Raw genomic sequence first — 18,998 nt, 5'->3', positions numbered from 1 at the left:
ATGATTTCCGGCTTGCACCTCGACTAGCGTGTGCCCCCTCTTCTCGAGGGGGGCTCATGCTCGTCGTGCCGTCCATCCTGGAAGCGGTCACCGTCCATGCCGAGGGCGCGCTGTGTACACGCGTGGCCCTGGTGCAGGCGGAGGGTGGCCGACTCCCCACGCAGGTGCGCATCAATGGCCTGCCGTTGTCACTGCGCGCCGGCTCCCTGCGCGCGTCCGTGTTGCAGGGCCCACCGGGGCTCGCCGTGCGAGACATCCGTCCCGCCTTCGACGTCCAGCTTCCCGCCGAGGTGGACGTCCCCGCCGAGCAGCGCGCGCTGGAGGCCGCTCGCGCCCGGCACACCGAGGTGGCGGCGACCCTGAGCGTCCTGCAGCGCGAGCTGCGCTCGGTGATGAAGCTCACGCCCACCTTCCCCTCGCGGAAGAAGGACGAGCTGCAGCCCCGCGACGCCCCGGTGTCCGCGTTGCTGTCGCTCGCGTCCCTGGTGGACTCGGAGCTGGCCACCCTCCTGGCGAAGAAGCTGGACCTGGAGCGCCAGCTGCGCGACGCCGACGCGGAGGTGACGCTGCGCAAGCAGCGCCTCCAGGAAGCCTCGTCGGCGGTGCGCGGCCAGCGGGCCCGGGTGTACCGCGCCGCCATCCTCACCCTGGCCGGCCTCCCGGGCGTGGAGCACCCCGCGAAGCTCGCGCTCGAGTACGCGGTGCCAGGCGCGCGCTGGGTGCCCACCTACGACTTGCGCCTGCCGCGCACGCTGGAGGAGGGAACGCTGCGCATGCGCGCCTCCGTCCTCCAGCGCACCGGCGAGGACTGGACGGGCGTGAAGCTGTCGGTCTCCACCGCCGACCTGGAGCGGCGCGCGGAGGTGCCGGAGCTCAAGGCGCTGCGCATCGGCCGGCGACAGCCGCCCCCCGCGCGCTCCGGCTGGCGCGAGCCGCCGCCCGGCCTGGACGAGCTGTTCGCCGGCTTCGACGCCACGCGCGTCCCCGCGAAGCCCGAGCCGCCGCCGCTGCCCAAGCCCCAGGCGCAGCCCGTCCCCCTCGAGGAGCCCTCCGGCGAGTATGCCGGCGCCCCGGAGATGGAGGAGATGGTGAAGGAGGCGCCCATGATGGAGCGGCGTCGCTCCGTGGCCAGAGACGACCTCATGACGACCACGGGCTCCTTCCCGCCCATGGCTCCGGCCGGGGCACCGGCACCCGCCGCGGCCATGCCCGGGATGTTCCGGCCCCGCAACGCGATGCCCTCTCGCGCCATGGCCCCCAAGATGAAGAAGAGCGGGCGCGGGGGACCTCCGCCCCCCATGGAGGAGAGCGCCGACGAGGACGCCTTCATGGATGCGCCGGGCGAGGCGCTCGAGGGCGCTCCCCGAGATCTCCTGGGCGGGTCGGCCGGCGGTGGCGGCGCCGCGGAGGAGCGGCAGGCGTCGCGGCTGGAGCCGTCGGACGCGCTGCTGGACTACGACCGGCTGGAGCTGGCGCCCGCGGGGGACTCCAGCGCGCGCGGCCGGCTGCGTCCGCGTCCCGCCTACGTCACCCGGGAGCTGCTGGCGCTGGCGGCGGTGCACGTGCACATAGACGTCACCACGCTGGTCGCCGTGAGCGAGCAGGAGGTGTCCACCGTCCGGCAGGCGCCTCCGCCCGCGTGGTCCGTGCCGCCCCGTCAGTCCTCGCCGCACTTCGACGCGCGCTTCGACGTGGAGACGCGGTCGGACGTGCCGTCCGACGGGAGCTGGCACACGGTGCCGGTGCTGTCCGTCCCGGTGGGCCTGTCCGCCGAGTACGTCTGCGTGCCCTCGGTGGAGACACGGGCCTTCCGCACGGTGCGCGTGGAGAACCGGACGCCCTACCCGCTGCTGGCCGGGCCGGTGGACGTCACGCTGGGCGACGAGTTCCTGATGACGTCCCCGCTGCCCACCATGGCGCCCGGGGCGACGCAGCGGCTGGGCCTGGGCGTGGAGGAGTCCATCAAGGTGGCGCGCAACACGCGCTTCGACGAGGCCACCGGCGGCATCTTCGGCGGCGCGACGATGCTGACGCACCACGTGTCGGTGGAGCTGGCCAACCGGCTGGCCAACCGCATCCTCGTGGAGGTGTGCGAGCGCGTGCCGGCCGTGCCCACGGGCTCGGAGAAGGACATCAAGGTGGAGGAGACCGAGGTGGCGCCGCTCTGGCAGAAGCGCACGCCGCTGCCCGGTGAGACGCAGGTGGAGGGCGAGCGCGCGTGGCGCGTGGTGCTCCAGCCGGGTGAGGCGCAGACGTTGAAGGCGACGTGGACCGTGAAGATCCCCGCGAGCAAGATGCTCAACGGGGGGAATCGGAGGACATGATGGGCTCGCTTACCCTGCCCGTGGTCAAGGTCACCGTCCTCGAGGACCGCGCCCTCGTCGAGCGGCGCGGCGAGGTGCCCCTCGTCGCGGGCGCGCAGCGCCTGGTCATCGAGGGGCTGTCACCGCTGGCGGTGGACCGCTCGCTCCAGGCGAAGGTGGCCGGCGGCACCGTGTCCCAGGCGCGCATCCGCCGCGCCGTGAAGCCGTACCGCCCGGAGGCGCTGCGCGAGCACCGCACCGAGCTGGGCCGGCGCGTGGCGGAGCTGGAGCAGGAGCTGTGGCTCGCGCAGGCCGAGGAGGAGCGCCGGCTCCACAAGCACACCCTGCTGCTCAGCGCGCACGAGGACGTGTACCGCGCCATCTCCGAGGACGCTGGCCGGGGCCAGGACCGCCCGGAGGTGTGGCGCCAGCAGCTCACCACCGTGCGCCAGGCGCTGGACGCGGCGGAGGCGGCGCTGCGCGCGTCGAGCCGCGACGTCGTCGAACGGCGGGAGCGGCTGGAGGAGGCGCGCACCGCGCTGGCGCGCACCGAGGCGCAGGAGTCGAAGCTGGACGTGTTCGCCGAGCTGGAGGTGGGCCACCCCGCCGGCGGCTCCGCGGTGCTGTCCCTCACCTACCTGGTGCCCTGCGCGGCGTGGCGCCCGGCCTACCGCGCGACGCTGGAGCGCGGCGAGAAGGGCGAGACGGTGACGCTGGAGTGCGAGGCCGTGGTGTGGCAGCGCACCGACGAGGAGTGGAAGGACGCGGAGCTGGCCTTCTCCACGGCGCGCCCCACGCTGGGCGCCTCGCCGCCGCGGCTGGTGGAGGACTGGCTGTGGCTGCGCGACAAGACGGAGCGCGAGAAGCAGGTGGTGGAGGTGGCCATGCGCGAGGAGGTCATCCAGACCACCGGCGAGGGCGGCGTGGTGAAGCGCGAGGAGGGCCTGCCCGGCATGGACGACGGCGGCGAGCCGCTGACGCTGGCGGCGCAGCACCGTGCCACCGTGCCGCCAGACGGAGAGCCGCACCGCGTGCCGCTGTTCCGCTTCACCGCGCCCGCGGCGTCCGAGTTCCTGGCCTGCCCGGAGCAGTCCCCGCTGGTGCACCGGGTGGCGCGCTTCGACAACACGGGCCCGTCGGTGCTGCTCGCGGGGCCGGTGGACCTGGTGCGCACCAGCGGCTACGTGGGCCGCGCGCAGCTGCGCTTCACCGGACGCAGCGAGCGCGTGAAGCTGGGCTTCGGCAGCGAGGACTCGCTGCGCGTGGCGCGCAAGGTGGACGAGGAGGTGGAGACGAGCCGCCTCACCGGCCGCCGCGTGCGCACGCAGCGGGTGAAGCTGTACCTCTCCAACATGGGCTCGCGGCCGGAGTCCGTGGCCCTGGAGGAGCGGATGCCCGTCTCCGAGGTGGAGGCGGTGGAGGTGATGCTGCTCAGGGACGCCACCCGGCCGGCCCCCACGCGCGTGAGCGAGGACGGCATCGTCCGCTTCGAGCTGGCGGCCCCTCCCCGCTCACAGCAGGAACTTTCGCTGGCCTACACCGTCACCAGCGCGTCGAAGGTGGCGGGGCTGTGATGGTTCCACCGCGCAACAGCCGTTTGGGAGGGCCCCTTCCCCCGTGGTACGGGCCGTGACTAATCCCTCGGGAGGAGGAACCCCCATGAGAATCGCCCCCGCGCTGTGCTCCCTTGGCCTGCTGGTGTCGCTGGGTGTGCCGGTGTCCGCCCTGGCGGAGGAAGCGCCCCCGCCCCCGATGGAGGAGCCTCGGGGCCGGCCACCGCAGCTCGCGGTGGAGGTGGGTGGCTTCTTCACGCGGATGGAGCACCCGGCCGCGCTCATCCCCAAGACGGCCGCGCTCACGAAGCCGCTGGACGCTCGGCACAACGCGGTGCGGCTGTCGGGCGGGCTGCACTTCAACCTCGTCCGTGGCTCGAACCGGGATGACCTGTGGTGGATCAACGGCGTCGACTGGTACTTCGCCGACGACGTGCAGGTGCTGTCGTTCCGGCCAGGGTTGGAGAAGCGCTTCGCGCTGGCGAAGCGGCTGACGCTCGGCGTGGGCGCGTTCGGCGGCGCGGCCGAGGTGTCCCTGCCCACGGGGCTGATTCAGCGGAACAATCCCGGTGACCCGACCTCGGGCCCCACGCTGGGCGGCGCCTTCTCCGAGAACCGGGACCGCAAGTGGGTCTTCGGCGCGGGCGGGGTGGCGTCGCTTCAGTACTCCTTCGGGCGGTGGGTCTACACGCGCGTCCAGGCGGGCTACACGCAGTACTTCAACAAGGCGGACAACTTCGCGAGCTCCGCGACGGACACGTTCTCCGTCTCGCTCAGCGGGCCGTTCGCGGGCGCGCTGCTGGGCTTGAGTCTCTAACGGCCTGTGCTCCGCTCACGTGGCGGCGGAGCGCACCAGCTCTCGGACGCCACGCGCGGCGAGCCCCGCCGGGACGAGCCGGAAGAGTGAGTCGCGCAGGAAGCGGCCGGCAGGGCTCTCCATCTGTGCGAGCTGGCCCAGTCGCCACGAGCGAAGCACCAGCTGGTTGGCGCGCTCGCGGCGGCGCTGCTCGTAGGTGACGAGGGCGCGTGTCACGTCGGGGTCGGCGGACAGGCACTCCGAGAGGACCACGGCGTCCTCGATGGCCTGACACCCGCCCTGCCCCAGGTTGGGCGTCATGGGGTGCGCGGCGTCACCGAGCAGCGTCACCCGTCCGTGGCTCCAGCGGTTCAGCGGTGGCCGGTCGTGGATGTCGGTGCGGACGATGGCGTCCTCGGGAGTAGCGGCCAGGAGGTCCGGGATGGGGGCGTGCCAGCGTCCGAAGACCTCCTGGAGCCGGGCGCGCGTGGTGCCGGGCGCGTCGTGGCCACCTGGGGGCGCGTTGAGCGTGGCGTACCAGTACACCTGCCCGAAGCCGATGGGCACGACGCCGAAGCGCGCGCCACGGCCCCAGGTCTCCGAGACGTGGCCCGGACGCGCGCTGGGGACCTCGGGAGAGACTCCGCGCCAGCTCGTGTAGCCCGAGTACCGGAGCGGCGCGTCGCCGAGCAGTCCGCTGCGCACGGCGGAGCGCAGGCCATCCGCGCCCACCAGCACGTCACCCGTCACGGTGATTCCGTCCGACAGCGTCACCGTCACCTGGTGGTCGTCGGTCCGGAAGCCCGTCACCGCGAGCCCGAGCCGGACGTGCTCCGGCCCGGCGTGCTCCAGGAGGACGCCCTGGAGCCGGGCGCGGTGGAGGCAGGTCATGGGGATGCCCAGCTCCTGCTGGAGTCGCTGGACGGGGAGCCGGGTGATGGTTGCGCCGGAGGGCCGGAGGATGGCGCTGTTCGTGGGGCTGGCGCCGGCCGCGGCCACGGCGTCGGAGAGGCCGATGCGGCGCAGGGCCACGGCGGCGTTCATCTGGACGATGATGCCCGCGCCCACCCAGCGCAGCGCGTCCGCGCGCTCGAAGACGGTGACGGTGTGGCCGGCACGACGGAGCGCGCAGGCCAGCGTGAGGCCGCCGATTCCGGCACCAGCGATGAGGACCCGCCTGGAAGTGGCGCCCGTGGCAATTGACATGGAGTCTCATTAGCGCACGGCTCGCCGCCGTGGGTAGGGCAATGCTATGGCGTGGCAACGGAGCGAGCGGGGGTTGCTCGCGCGGAGAGGTGCGCGATGAGAGTCATGAGGCTGCTGGGCCTGGGTGCGACGTTGATGCTTTGCGCCTGTACCGTGCCCAGTCTGGAGGAGCTTCGCGGCTATCGCTCCGTCATGGTGGAAGTGTCCTTCGACTTCAAGGCCGGTTGCATCGTCGTGGAGGCCCGGGACAAGGACGCGCCAGACAGGTCCGACGAGTTCACCTTCGAGGTCCTGAGTCTTGATGCGTCGGCACGAAAGATTGAGACCGAAGTCCGACGCCCTTCAGGCTGGGGGTCCACCCTGGAGCTCATCACCACCGCGCACGAGCAGTCGTGCACCGGGCCCAAGGTGGCGAGCAACTCACGGACGGTGACACTGGACGCCGAGAGCGTGGAGACAGTGGCCATCGCGTTGCACGCGGAGGACGCCGACGGTGACGGGTTCGTGCCCACGGCTGGGGGCGGTACCGACTGCAACGACAACAACGCAACCATCGTGCAGCGCACCTTCTACCGGGATGGTGATGGTGATGGTTACGGCGCGGGTCCCTCGGTGCAGGGTTGCTCACCACCCTCCCAGTACGTCGCGCTCGGTGATGACTGCGACGACACGACCACCGAACGGACGCCAGGCAAGGCCGAACTGTGCGATGGCGTGGACAACGACTGTGTCGACGGCATCGACAATGGCCTGACTCAGAACAGCTTCTACCGGGACGCGGACCATGACGGCGCGGGTGCGGGGCCGGTGGTGCTGGCCTGCTTCGCGCCAGTCAATCACGTTGCTTCCAGCAACGACTGCGATGACACCGACAACCAGCGCAAGCCCGGGCTGGCGGAAACGTGCGACGACAAGGACAACGACTGCGACAACCTCGTGGATGACGGACTGCAGGTGAACACGTACTTCCGGGATGCGGATGGTGACGGCTTCGGCAAGGCCTCGGATTCGCGACAGAAGTGCAATGCCCCAGCGGGGTACGTGGCCAACAACACCGACTGCAATGACGCCGCGGTGGCCGTGAATCCCAATGCGCTGGATGTGTGCAACGAGGTCGACGACAACTGCGCCGGTGGCACGGACGAGGGCTTCAACAAGACGTGGTACCGGGATGCGGACGGAGACACCTTCGGGCGTCAGAATGACATGCAGAGCGGGTGCACGCAGCCCGCGGGCTACGTCGCGCCGACTGCCACCTTCGACTGCAACGATGACAACGTCGCGGTGAAGCCCGGGGCCATGGAGCTGTGCAACGACTTCGACGACAACTGCGTGGATGGTGTGGATGAGCCCTTCACGAGCGGGACGACACGGAAGGGCAACGCCTGCGGCAGCCCCTGCTCGGGCATCTACGTGTGCAACGTGGCGCAGACCGCCACCACCTGCAACGCGCCCACGCCGACAAGCTATTACACGGATGCGGACGGTGACGGGGACGGCAACCTCGCCCTCGCCGCCCAAGTCGTCTGCCCCGGCCAGCCCATTCCGGCCAACAGCGTGGCGGATCTGCACACGGACTGTGACGACGTGGACAAGCACAACAAGGGCACCGGCACCGAGGCGTGCGATCAGCGTGACAATGACTGCGACAGCTCGACCGACGAAGACAACGTGTGCATGGGCATGGGGTGGAAGGCGCTGACGGACCCGGCGGTCGTGCTCCGTGACTGGAATACGGTCGCCATCAGCAAGGTCAGCGTCAGCGGCTACCCGGTGTGGATTGCCGGCGCGGCAGGAGCGCTGGCCCGTCGCGACAGCGCGAGCGGCACGTTCACGAGCTTCGATGGCGCGTGTGGCACCGCCAACTGGAACGCAGCCTGGGTAAACAGCGATGGAAGAGTGTTCCTCGCAGGCAGCGAAGGGAGGGTGGCCCAGCACGACGGAACCACATGCATCCAGCAGTACCCACTGACGGGGGGCAGCAACGCCACGGGCATCATCGGCTTCGATGGCGCCGTGCCCTCCCTCTTTGTAGTGGATGAAGGTGGCCGCCTACACTTCTGGACGTCGGTCAGTGAGCCGACGTTGATGGATGACAACGCCCCCATCTATAGGGACATCCACGGCCTCGACAGTTCACGCGTATTCATCGCGGCCCAGGAGGCGGGAGGGACCAACAGTCCCCTTATCGAGACCTATACCGGAGGAACAGACACCACCCCTATGAGCACGTCGGGGTCAAACAATTCAAGCCTCCAGAGCGTGTGGATGGTGTCGCCGACGCTCGCGTACGCGGTGGGAGACAACTCCAACATCGCGAGGTGGAATGGCGTGACCTGGCAGGCCGTAACGCCTCCGGCGACCGCCCAGTTCACGAGCGTCTGCGCGCCGGACCGCACGTCGGTCTACGTCACCGAAGCGGCGGGCGTCATCCGCCGCTACACAGGAACCGCGTGGCTGCCGCCGCTGTACGTTTCCGCGCCCGCAGGCGCACTCAGGGACATCGCAAGCGTCGCCCCGACCAACATCTGGGCCGTGGGCTCCGGCGGGCGCGTCATCCACTTCCCCGAGCCTCTTCCATAAATCCGAGGCGCGGTGCGCAGCGCCCCACCCTTCAGCGCTGCACCACCGCCGCGTAGTTCCCGTACCGCGTCTGGATTTCCGACACGTACTTCACCGGCTCGGAGCCACGGCAGAAGCCGTGGCGGGCGCGCCGGTAGTACTTCGGCTTCTCCAGCATGAGCATGGCCTTCTCCACGTTGCCGAACCAGCGGTTGGGGTCCAGGCCCTGCTCCTGCGCAAGCCGGCGCGCGTCGAGCACGTGTCCGAGCCCCGCGTTGTACGAGGCGAGCGCGAAGCGCAGGCGCTGCTTGAAGGGAATCTCCGGCGCAATCCGGCCGATGAGCTGGTGCATGTACTTCACGCCCGCGTGGATGCCCTGGTCCGGGTCCTCCAGCTTGCGGAATCCCAGCTCCTTGCCCGTGGCAGGCATCACCTGGAACAACCCCTGCGCCCCCACCCAGCTGCGCGCCTTCGGGTCGAAGCGGCTCTCCTGGAACATCTGCGCCACCATCAGCCGCCAATCCAACCCGTAGCGCGCCGAGTACGACTGCACCAGCGGGTCATACGGAGAGATGGCGCCCGTGGCCAGGGCGGTCTCCGCCGTGACCGGCGCCTCGGCACGGCGGCCCTCGAAGTAGCGGCGGCGGTACACGTTGTAGTCGACGCCGCGGTAGGTCTTCTTCACGAAGCCGTCGAGGAACGCCCGCAGCTTCGGGTTCTCCTGCCGCACCGCGAAGGCGATGCCGTAGTGCCCATCCTTCCCCGCCGGCTCACCCTGCCCCGGCACCGTGAGCGCCGCCTCCACGTCATCGCGGTACACGCGCTCGGCGGCGAGGATGTGGCTGTCCGTCACCGTGTACGGAATCTCCCCGCGTGCCACCCGGTCGATGAGCGTCTCGGTGTCCATGTCCTCGGGCTCCTCGACGAGCGTGAAGCCATGCTGCGCCGCCAGCGCGCTCAGCGTGCCGAAGTGGCTGGACGACTTGCGCAGGTGGATGGCCTGGCCCTTCAGCGCGTCGAGCGACGCGGGCTTCGCGGCCCCCGCACGCTGCACGAGGACCTCGTCCACGTAGAGGTACGGCGTGCTGAAGGCCACCTGCTTCGCGCGCTCGGGCGTGGCGGTGAGCGCGGCGGCGATGACGTCACCACGCCCCTCCTTCAGCCACGAGATGAGCTGCTCGTACGTGGGCGGCACCACCACCTCCAGCCGCACCTTGAGCGCCTCCGCGGCGAGCTTCGCCATCTGGTAGTCGAAGCCGGCCTGCTCGCCCCGGTGGAGGAAGTACGTGACGGGGCTGTTGCGCGTGAGGACGCGGAGCACCCCGCGCTTGCGAATGCCATCCAGGTCCGCCGTGACGAGCCTGTCCCGGTGCTCGGTGAGGGCACGCTCCACCAGGAAGGCGTCCAGCGCGGCGCGCAGCGCGGGGTTCTCCAGGCGCACGGCCCACGCGAGCTGCCGCCCTTCCGCGATGGGGAACAGCCCCTCCACGTCCGGGTTGTACGTCTCCATCGCCGAGAGCACGTGGCTGTCCACCACCGTCAGCGGGCGCTCCCCGCGAGACACCTGCCACGCGAGCTCCTCGGGGTCGAGCGTCTCCGGCACCGGCTCGATGACGAGCCCCGGAGCCTTCCCGTTCGCCAATTCCTTCAGCGAGGCGGCGAAGGTGGAGCTGGCGCGCACGTGCACGGTGCGCCCGGCCAGTTCCTCCGGCTTGCGCGGCAGCCCCTTCTCACCGCGCTTGCCCACGACGACCTCGCTCACCCGGGCCCTGGGGCGCGTGAAGGCGATGTCCTTCGCGCGCTCCGGCGTCACCGTGAGGTCGGCGGCGATGAGGTCTCCGCGCCCCTCGCGCAGCAGCGGGATGAGCCGGTCGAAGCTGTCGACGGCGAGGAACTCCACCGCCATGCCGTACTTCTCCGCGAAGCGCTCCAGCAGCGCCCGGTCCTGCTCCCGGGGCATGCCCTCGCGCGGGAGCGAGTCCTCCTGGGTGCCATCCACCAGGACGCGCAGCGTGCCGCGCTTGCGCAGCGCCGCGAGGTCTCCGGTGAAGGGAGGCTCGGGAGGGGGCGCGGGCGCCTCGACCTGGGCCGCCGCCGTGGGCACCTCGGCCCGGGCCAGCAGCGCTTCGGGGAACGGCGGGTCCTCCGGCTCCACGGCCGCGCTCGGCGTGGGCGGTGCGGGAGGCGGCTCCACGGGCTCCCGCTTGCAGGCGGTGGCAGTCACGAGCAACGCGGCGGCGAGCAGCCACCGCGAGGACGACAGGCTCCAGCAGGACGAAATGACCACGATGAACTCCCCCTCCACATGGCCCGTGGACTGCCGCCCGGAGGCGGAAAGCGCGCACGGCCATCCTCGTCCCCACATCTAGCCGATTTCCCCCGCTGGAATCACCCTCACCCCGAGTACGGCCCCACGGGCCGGTGTACGGTGCCGGGACGAGGAGATGACGCATGAAGACCAAGGCCGCGCCGCCGCTGGCCCTGCTCCAGGGCCGGAAGACACTGCCGCTCATCGAGGCCTACTTCGAGCTGAACCACCTGAAGCAGCTCTTCCGCCAGGGCTGGCTGCGCGTCGGCATTCCTCCGGAGCGGTGCGAGAGCGTGGCCGAGCACTCGTTCTTCGTCGCGCTGCTGGGCCTGTTCGTCGCGGATGGCTTCTTCCCGGAGGTGGACGCGTCGAAGGTGGTCCGCATCGCGCTGCTGCACGACCTGGGCGAAGCGTACGCGGGCGACATCACCCCGCATGACGGCGTGGACAAGGCGGCCAAGCACGCGCTGGAGCGGCGCGCCGTGGAGACCATCTTCGGCAAGCTGCCACGCGCCGCGGAGTACCTGGCGCTGTGGGACGAGTACGAGCACGGCACCTCCTTCGAGGCGCGGCTGGTGCGGCAGCTGGACCGGCTGGAGATGGGCCTGCAGGCGTGCGTCTACGAGCACCAGGGCATGGGCGACCTCTCCCAGTTCTACGCCTCGGTGGAGAAGGCGCTGGAGGCCCCCGAGCTGCGCGCCGTGCTGGCGGAGCTGGAGGCGCTGCGGCCCGCGTGAGCCCTGCCCCGCTTCAGCCGAACCAGCGGCCCGAGGGCGGGGCGAAGACGCGGACGCGCTCGTAGAGGGATGGCGGCAGGCGGGCGCGGATGGTGGCGTGGACCTCCTCCGGGCTGTGGGCCTGGCTGAAGTGCATCAGCACCAGCGCCTCGTTGCGGAAGAGGTCGGCGCGGGCCGCGAGCTCGTCCAGGTGGAGGTGCCAGCGCTCCTGCGCGTCCTGCACGGTGTGGCGCGCGTCCACGAAGGTGCACTCGATGATGAGGACGCGCGAGTCGAGCACGGACGGCTCCGTCTCCAACACCCGAGAGAGTGTGTCGGTGGCGTAGGCCACTTCGAGCCGGTCCACCTCGTCGAGGAGGTTTTCCCCCGCCTGCCGGCGCCTCGCGATGTCCTGTGGCGGGAGGCCGTGGAACTCGGGCCGCAGCTTGGAGATGCGCCGGAGGAACTGGTAGCCGAGCGAGGGCACCGGGTGGTGCGTGCGGAAGGCGCGCACGTGCAGGCCGTGTCCGAGCGCATGGACGTCCCCCGGACGCAGCGGCACGGTGCGCACCTCCATGGAGGTGTGGTGCAGACGGGACAGCACCGCGAGGGCCTCCTGCACGGGCGCCTCGACTTCGGCGGGCAGGAAGACCTGCGGCGGCCCCTTGCCGATGAGCCGGCGGATGCCGAGCAGCGAGCCGAGGCCGCTGGCATGGTCCGGGTGGGCATGACTGAGGAAGATGCGGTCCGTCCCGGCGAAGGAGCGGATGGGCACGCCCACGTCCAGCACCGAGTCCAGCTCCGGCACCTGGAGGGAGGTGTACACGCCGCCGACGGAGATTCCGCGAACGGTATAGGGACCCGCCTGGACCTCGGTGAGCATCCACCCGCTTATTGCGCGACGGGCTGGCAGCCGCAACCGCAGTCGTTGAAGAAGGGCTCCTGACCGGCGTCACAGACGAAGCGGATGGCCGCGCACTGCTCCGGGTCCTTCGAGACGTAGCTCAGGTTGGGGTCCTTGTAATCGCAGCCCTTCTTCTCCTGGGTGCTGCCGTCTTCGCCCTGCACGCTCTCGTCGGGCGAGGCGGAACAGACGCCGGCACAGTCGGCGCCGCCGCTGTTCGGGTCGCAGTCGTCATTGGGGTTGTCCACGCAGGAATATCCGTCGGGACAGCCGGTGCCGGCGAAGCCGCCACAGGCAGGGCTCGGGGGCGCGGCGGACTCGGGCTCCTGGGCGGTGGCGATGCCCATGGGCACGGCGAGCCAGGCGGCCACCAGGACGGCGAGCTTCTTCGCGGCGACGGACATGTGTGGCTCCTTGGAAGTGGGGGGCATCCAAGAGTTGGGGCTCGCGCACGCACGCGGGGAGTGGCCCCATGGCGCGGGTGCCTTCCTGGCTGCTGCCTTGACACACGGCCCCGTCCACTCGGGAGCCGCGAGGAATCAATCGCGGGCGCGCTCGTACTGCACGGGCCACTTCACCTCGGCCCGGAGCTTGCGGGCCGAGCGCAGGGGCCAGTACGGGTCTCGGAGCAATTCGCGCGCGAGGATGACCAGGTCCGCCTGTCCGGTGCGCAGCACGTGCTCGGCCTGCATCGCGGAGCGGATGATGCCCACGGCGCCGGTGGGGACTCCGGCCTCCCGGCGGATGTGCTCGGCGAAGGGCGTCTGGTAGCCGGGGCCCGCGGGAATCTTCACGCCAGGGACGATGCCTCCCGAGGAACAGTCGATGAGGTCCACGCCGTCGAGCATGAGCAGCCGCGCGAGGGCGACGGAGTCTTCGAGGGACCAGCCCTCTTCCACCCAGTCGGTGCAGGACAGGCGCACGAGGACGGGGAGGTCCTCCGGCCACTTCTCGCGCACGGCACGCACCACTTCGCGCGTGAGGCGAACGCGGTTCTCGAACGAGCCGCCGTAGTCATCGGTGCGCGTGTTGGAGAGGGGCGAGAGGAACTCATGGAGCAGGTAGCCGTGGGCGGCGTGGACTTCGATGGCGCGGAAGCCGGCGGCGCGTGCGCGCACGGTGGCGTCGGCGAAGGAGCGGATGACGCGGGCGATGCCCTTGGCGTCGAGGGCCGTGGGTTGGGGGTAGTCGGGGCTGAAGGGTGTGGAGGTGGGGCCGACGGGGCGCCAGGCTCCGGCGTCGGCAGGCACGGCGCCCTCTCCTTCCCACGGGCGCAGGGTGGAGGCCTTGCGCCCGGCGTGGGCGAGCTGGACGCCGGCCACGGCGCCGTGCAGCTCGAGGAACCGGGTGATGCGGGCGAGCGGTTCGACGTGGGCATCCTTCCAGAGGCCCAGGTCCTGCGGGGAGATGCGGCCGAGGTCCTCGACGGCGGTGGCCTCGGCGATGACGAGCGCCGCGCCACCGACCGCCCGGCTGCCTAGATGGACGAAGTGCCAGTCGTTCGCGAAGCCGTCGTCGCTGGAGTACTGGCACATGGGTGAGACGACGATGCGGTTGCGGAGCTGGACTCCGCGCAGGGCGAGGGGGCTGAAGAGGAGGCTGCTCATCTATCCTCCACGGGGCGTGGACAAGGGAGGCGCACGTGCCGGTGGAATGCTCGCGATGGCTTCAGGTGATGCTCTTACCCTGCATGCTGCTCATCGCGGCGTGCGCGGGCACCCCGGACAGGGGGGCAGCTGGGAGGTACGGGTTCGATTCAGCGTCCGCGGGGTGCAGGCAGCATCCGGGGCTGTGTGCTCGCATTGCGGGCGAGGAAGCGGTGCTCCCCGGGATGCGCACCGCGGAAGTGGTGGCCTCGTCAGTGAGGACCGGCATCGCCGTGCTCCGGGTGCTGGAGGAGACGACCCGGGCAGTGGTCGAAAAGGAGCTCACTGCATGCGCCGACCTGGCGCGCTCGAAGATCCTCATCGACCACATGAACGGGAAACCTCCGACGCTTGCCGAGTGCAACGAACTGGTGGACGACGCGAACTCGCGCAGACGCATCACCCGCGCCATGCAACTCGGCTGCCTCATGCATGAAGTGGCCCTGGACTGTACCCGGAAAGCACTCGACGAGCGCCTCCCTGGCAGGTTCAGCCTGGAGCAGCGCTACCGCTATGACCGGCAATCGGGAACACTGGAGCTGGTCAGCCGAGAGGAGGCCCGGTCCCTGCTGCGCGCGGGGTGTGGCGAAGAACTGAGGGGCACGCTCATCCCGGATGTCGTCATCCACTCTGGCGATCCACTTGAGGCCGACGCCGTCTATGACTTCAAGTTCCCCTGTGTGAACACCCACAAGATACTGTCTTCAAGGGAGTATCCGCCCGATCACCCCTACGCGGGCGCCGTGCAGGAAGCGGTCTACAAAGAGGCGTTGGGCGCCGAGGTCCGGCGCATCGTTCCTCGACTGGGAGTCATTCGATGAGCGCGCACTACCCGAGGATCCGAATCATCGCGGAGAGCGGCTACACACTGGCCCGCGATGCGCTGCACATCTGCTTCTTCATGCATCGGCGTCAATCCGAAGTTGCGCAGAGCGTATTACATGCGTTGGACCTTTTCGTGCACGCGGTAGGCCCCGATGCGCTTGGGCACTATGGCGACCTTGAAGGTGAATGGCAGGAGCTGGATGAAACCGGCTGGGAGGTCACCAGGACCAAGCTCCGAGAAGGCCCCGAAGCCATCACTCAACTCAGTGATGCATCGCTAGAGAATCGCTACGCCTTCGAGTACTTCGGTAAACCCGCCAACGCCCCGCTGGTCAAGGAGCGTCCAACTGCCACATGCGCAGCGTACTTCCGGCTCCCCACCGAACTCATGGAGGAGCGGGGCCCCGAGTGGGTACGGGCCCTTGCGTTGCGACTCGCGGAAGCGCTGCCATTCGCGTCCGGCCATGCAGGACTCGCGGTGGCCGGGGCCCTCGATCTCGTAGGTGTACCGCAGAGGGTGGCCAAGAACTGCTTTCGCTACCCCGGCATGGACATCCTCCCGATGGAGCACGTTTCCTGGGAGATCGGCACCAAGGTGCGCGGCCCGGCGTGGCTCACGTTCCTGGGGCAACCCGCGCTGGGCGGGCTCGGGGGCGTCGCCGCGTTGCGGAGCCAGCTCCACGCTCCCGGCACCACCGTCGAATCCTTGACCAGCGACAGTGCCGTCATCACGCTCGGCGACTGGCCGGAGGCCGGTGACACCGAGCAGGGCCAGATGCTCCCCGCCTACCGCGAGCTGGCTCGCGTGCTGGAGCCCTGGCTCTTTCGCGAGGAGCACCCCTACAGCATGGGCCTGGGCTTCACCCCCGAGGACCTGCTCCGCTGGGAGCGCCGCTTCCTCGACTGAAGCGCCCTACCCCTTCCGCTCAGGCAACCCGAGCGCCGCGCGGAGCTCCGCGGTGCTGCGCCCCGCCTGATGGCGGCGGTGGTTGTCCGCGGTGGTGAAGCTCCGCGTCTCCATCCGGTCGATGTAGAGCGTGCCGTCCAGGTGGTCCAGCTCGTGCTGGAGGATGCGCGCATACCAGCCCTTCGCGCTCACCGTCACCGGCTGGCCATGCTCGTTCAGCGCCTCCACGCGCACGCCGCGCGCCCTCGCCACCAGGGCCGCGAAGCCGCTCACGCTCAGGCAGCCTTCGTGGAACTCCGCGGGCGTCGGGTCCTCCACCACGAGCTTCGGATTGATGAGCACGTGGAAGGCCACCGGCGCCCGCTCGCGCGATGCAAGGTCCGCGGGGGACACGCCGGCCTGGTACTCGGCCCGGTCCTCCACCACCACCAGTCGCAGGCCCACGCCCACCTGCGGCGCCGCGAGCCCCACGCCGGGCGCGTCCCGCATCGTGTCCCGCATCAGCCCGATGAGGCGCTGCACCTCGGGGCTGGCAATCTCCTCCGGAGTCAAATCCCGCGCCTTCTGCCGCAGCACCGGCTCCCCTGCCTGGACAATCTTGAGCACCATGCGCCCACGCTACAGGGCCACCGGCCATGCCCGCTACGCTCCCGCGGCGCTCCGTCGCTCCACCCACGCCCGCGCCGGCGCGGTGTCCACTCCGAAGCGTTCCAGGCCCGGGAAGACCACGTCGTGCAGCGCCTTCACGAAGGTCTCCCGCTTGCGCGCATGCGGCAGCACCCCGTGCTTCAGCAACGCGAGGCTCTCCTCCTCCGGGCTCCCCGGTGCGAAGAGGCGCGGCGACGCAGTGCCCTCCAGCATCGCCGGCACATGGCCCGCCAGGAAGCCCACCGGCCCCCGCTCGTGCTCATGCGCCAGCCACGCCCAGCCCAGCCGGCTGTGCGCCACCTCGTCCCGGAGGATGTCGCGCAGCACCGAGCGCACCCGGGGCGGCCCGTCCGGCACGAGCAGCGTCGTCAGCACCGCGGTGCTCTCCGTCTCGGTGATGCAGCAGGCGGCCACCACCTCGTAGAGCACCTGCTCGCGCATCGGCAGCGCGGGCGGCGCCACCTCCTCCACCGCCTGCGGGGCCGGAGGCATCTCCGTCTGCCCGTACTCCCGCGCGAGCCGCTCACACATGCCCGCGTGGCGTCGCTCGTCCTCCGCCGCGCGCCGGGCAAGGGAGACGAGCGGCTCGGGCGCACCCAGCCGCGCGAGCCGCTCCGTCAGCCGGGCGAAGCGCAGCTCCGCGTCCAGCTCCACCTGCCTGCGGAACGTCCACGCCTCGGCGACGAGCCGCCGCACCAGGTCCGGCAGCAGGTCCGGTTTCGTGTCGCTCACCTTCCGGAAATCCATCGCGGCACCGATTCATCCCGGGCGGGATTCGCCCATGCACGGTGAGAAGCTCCGGGCAGGATACTCCAGATGCCATCGCCCCCGTTTGCAGCGGCCGGAACTTCCATCCGTCCCGGGTCGTAGGTCGCGAGGCGGAGGTCCCTCCCTCGCGAGGCCGAGGTGCCCCCTCGGGCCGGCGGCCGAGGTCTTCCCCTCGCGTCGGTGGCACGCTCCAGAGCGTGGCGAAGCGTCCGACAATGCACGCACACGTCCCGGTGAAATGGCGGGGACTCCACGCAATGTCGCGGCGCAGCAGCCGTAGCCCTCATGGAAGACGCCCCACGGGTATCTTCGCGAGAAGCGCAGGGCCGGCGCGAAGCCCCAGCACATCCGGGGCCGGGGCGATGTTCCAGGGAGCGTGGGAGTAGCGATGCGGCGCTTTCAACGCTTCGGGTGGGCCGCCCTGGCCTCGCTCGCCATCCACCTGGCGCTCCTCGCCCTTCTCTGGGACGTGACGCCTCCACCGGCTCCGGCCGCGCGGCCACCTGCCCAGGAACCGCTCGTCGTGGAGATTGTCACCCGCCCGAAGGCCGCGCCGCCCGACTCGCCCACGCCCTCACGCGAAGCGCCGGCCACGAAGCCTCCCCCACGACGCGAGCCTCCTGCTACCAAGCCTCCGCCTCGGAGCGAGCAGCCCCTTCGAGACACGCCACCGGAGGAGGCCCGGGAGTCCCCTCCTCCTTCCACGTCCGACGACGTGTCGGTTCCGCCCGCCACGGCAGCGAAGGAGCCCGTCGCTCCCGCCTCCGAGCCACCGTCCTCCTCTCCCGCCGAAGCCGCGCCAGGGACCTCCATCCCTTCCGAAAGCGAAGCACCGGAGCAGCCTCCGTCATCACCCTCTCCGGGCGCGGCCTCCAATCCTTCCTCCATCGCCGGAGCTCCGTCCGACACACCGAGCCGCCCCCGAGTGGCGGACGGGTCCATGTATCCATTGCCACCGTCACTGGTTCCCGGAGGCCCGCCCCCTTCCGGTCCGAAGCTCCAGAGTGGCCGCACGCTGCGCCCCGGAGACCCGAGCCTGGACCCCGGGCTGCTCGCCGCCCAGGAGCGCGGCCGCGTCCACGGGCGCGTGAAGGGCTTCATCAAAGACAACCAGGCGGAGCTCCGCGTGGACAACGGGCTGATCGACTCGTACTTCAGCCGGCTCCGAGGCGCCCTCGAGAAGTCGCTGGAGGATGCGCCCGTCTTCGACGGCATCAGCCTGCTGGACCAGGCCACGACGTCGTGGACCGCCCAGGCAGGAAGGTTCGGCGCGACGGGCAATCCCGGCGCGGGCCCCGCCCCCATGGCCCCCACGGTCGCCGAGCACCTCAAGGCCCTGCAGGAGCGCGGAGACGACTGGATGGAGTATCTGCGCGGGCGCGTCCAGGCCGGCGAGGAGGTGCAGAAGCTCGCGGGCGGCGGAGGCAGGAAGCTCGTCGTCACCCTCGAGCTGCACCAGGGACCCGACGGTTCGCTGCGCGATGCGAGGCTCGTGTCGACGAGCGGCAACAAGGCCTACGACGCCTATGTGCTGAACGGCGTGCCACCCGCGCTGGTGAAGCTCGCCCCTCCATCCGCTGGCGCCCGAGGCGTGCGCCCGGACGGCATCCACACGCTCTGGTCCGTGGAGGGCCGCGTCGTCTACCTCCGCAAGCTCAAGGACCTCAAGACGCAGGACAGCCTCTACATGGCCGCGGCGCTCGCCGCCGGGGTGCTCGCCGGCCGCTTCGAGGAGACCACGGGAGAAATCGAGGTCATCGACTTCCGCAACCCGCGCTTCGTGTGCCAGGCCCACCTGCTGCGCGTCTACTGACGCGGGAGCCCCGTGGTTGGTCCAGGGGGCGTGGCGGAGGTAG

General features: G+C 70.6%; 15 protein-coding genes. 8 read left to right on the top strand and 7 right to left on the bottom strand.

The window, feature by feature from the left end; genetic code table 11:
- Positions 1-56 precede the first annotated feature (56 nt).
- The 3 genes from ACX9TP_RS20340 (at position 57) to ACX9TP_RS20330 (ending at position 4,673) form a co-directional block, all read left to right on the top strand.
- Positions 57-2,324 (top strand): mucoidy inhibitor MuiA family protein, encoded by a 2,268-nt coding sequence (locus ACX9TP_RS20340; RefSeq protein WP_482981372.1) that lies wholly within the window; start codon positions 57-59, stop codon positions 2,322-2,324.
- Complete coding sequence (locus ACX9TP_RS20335; RefSeq protein ID WP_482981371.1) at positions 2,321-3,877, top strand: DUF4139 domain-containing protein; 1,557 nt, start codon at positions 2,321-2,323, stop codon at positions 3,875-3,877. Before ACX9TP_RS20340 ends, ACX9TP_RS20335 begins: the two co-directional genes overlap by 4 nt.
- Before the next feature lie 85 nt (positions 3,878-3,962).
- Positions 3,963-4,673, top strand: a complete 711-nt coding sequence (locus ACX9TP_RS20330; protein ID WP_482981370.1) for a hypothetical protein — start codon at positions 3,963-3,965, stop codon at positions 4,671-4,673.
- Positions 4,674-4,688: 15 nt separating this feature from the next.
- Here the strand turns inward: ACX9TP_RS20330 and ACX9TP_RS20325 are convergent, their stop codons facing one another.
- Entirely contained in the window at positions 4,689-5,858 is a 1,170-nt protein-coding gene (locus ACX9TP_RS20325) for an FAD-dependent monooxygenase (protein WP_482981369.1), read from the bottom strand.
- 96 nt (positions 5,859-5,954) lie between these two features.
- On the opposite strand from ACX9TP_RS20325, the gene ACX9TP_RS20320 reads away from it, so the two are divergent.
- Entirely contained in the window at positions 5,955-8,441 is a 2,487-nt protein-coding gene (locus tag ACX9TP_RS20320) for a MopE-related protein (protein WP_482981368.1), read from the top strand.
- Positions 8,442-8,472: 31 nt separating this feature from the next.
- On the opposite strand, the gene ACX9TP_RS20315 is transcribed toward ACX9TP_RS20320, so the two are convergent.
- Positions 8,473-10,707 (bottom strand): MltF family protein, encoded by a 2,235-nt coding sequence (locus ACX9TP_RS20315; protein ID WP_482981367.1) that lies wholly within the window; start codon positions 10,705-10,707, stop codon positions 8,473-8,475.
- Positions 10,708-10,871: 164 nt separating this feature from the next.
- On the opposite strand from ACX9TP_RS20315, the gene ACX9TP_RS20310 reads away from it, so the two are divergent.
- On the top strand, positions 10,872-11,465 hold the full coding sequence (locus tag ACX9TP_RS20310; protein ID WP_482981366.1) for an HD domain-containing protein: 594 nt from the start codon (positions 10,872-10,874) through the stop codon (positions 11,463-11,465).
- A gap of 13 nt (positions 11,466-11,478) precedes the next feature.
- On the opposite strand, the gene ACX9TP_RS20305 is transcribed toward ACX9TP_RS20310, so the two are convergent.
- The 3 genes from ACX9TP_RS20305 to ACX9TP_RS20295 all read right to left on the bottom strand — a co-directional run bounded on the left by ACX9TP_RS20305 (position 11,479) and on the right by ACX9TP_RS20295 (position 13,955).
- Positions 11,479-12,327: an MBL fold metallo-hydrolase gene (locus tag ACX9TP_RS20305; protein ID WP_482981365.1), complete on the bottom strand. Its 849-nt coding sequence runs from the start codon at positions 12,325-12,327 to the stop codon at positions 11,479-11,481.
- A gap of 8 nt (positions 12,328-12,335) precedes the next feature.
- The gene (locus ACX9TP_RS20300) at positions 12,336-12,752 is read right to left on the bottom strand and encodes a hypothetical protein (protein ID WP_482981364.1); all 417 of its coding nucleotides are present in this window, start codon (positions 12,750-12,752) and stop codon (positions 12,336-12,338) included.
- A gap of 135 nt (positions 12,753-12,887) precedes the next feature.
- The gene (locus ACX9TP_RS20295) at positions 12,888-13,955 is read right to left on the bottom strand and encodes an NADH:flavin oxidoreductase/NADH oxidase (RefSeq protein ID WP_482981363.1); all 1,068 of its coding nucleotides are present in this window, start codon (positions 13,953-13,955) and stop codon (positions 12,888-12,890) included.
- 83 nt (positions 13,956-14,038) lie between these two features.
- Between ACX9TP_RS20295 and ACX9TP_RS20290 the strand changes: the two genes are divergently transcribed.
- Together ACX9TP_RS20290 and ACX9TP_RS20285 are read left to right on the top strand one after the other, a co-directional pair.
- On the top strand, positions 14,039-14,815 hold the full coding sequence (locus tag ACX9TP_RS20290; RefSeq protein ID WP_482981362.1) for a hypothetical protein: 777 nt from the start codon (positions 14,039-14,041) through the stop codon (positions 14,813-14,815).
- Complete coding sequence (locus ACX9TP_RS20285; protein ID WP_482981361.1) at positions 14,812-15,726, top strand: type VI immunity family protein; 915 nt, start codon at positions 14,812-14,814, stop codon at positions 15,724-15,726. Before ACX9TP_RS20290 ends, ACX9TP_RS20285 begins: the two co-directional genes overlap by 4 nt.
- A gap of 6 nt (positions 15,727-15,732) precedes the next feature.
- On the opposite strand, the gene def is transcribed toward ACX9TP_RS20285, so the two are convergent.
- Positions 15,733-16,335, bottom strand: a complete 603-nt coding sequence (gene def, locus ACX9TP_RS20280) for a peptide deformylase (RefSeq protein ID WP_267854125.1) — start codon at positions 16,333-16,335, stop codon at positions 15,733-15,735.
- A gap of 33 nt (positions 16,336-16,368) precedes the next feature.
- A complete protein-coding gene (locus ACX9TP_RS20275; protein ID WP_482981360.1) occupies positions 16,369-17,106 on the bottom strand; it encodes a ferritin-like domain-containing protein in 738 nt (245 codons plus the stop codon).
- A 424-nt stretch (positions 17,107-17,530) separates the two neighbouring features.
- Between ACX9TP_RS20275 and ACX9TP_RS20270 the strand changes: the two genes are divergently transcribed.
- Positions 17,531-18,955, top strand: a complete 1,425-nt coding sequence (locus tag ACX9TP_RS20270) for a TonB C-terminal domain-containing protein (protein ID WP_482981359.1) — start codon at positions 17,531-17,533, stop codon at positions 18,953-18,955.
- The last annotated feature ends 43 nt before the right edge of the window (positions 18,956-18,998 follow it).

This window comes from Pyxidicoccus sp. M15, assembly GCF_056858435.1.
Note: the sequence above shows the minus strand (reverse complement) of the source record. Positions and strands in the feature narration are given on the sequence as shown.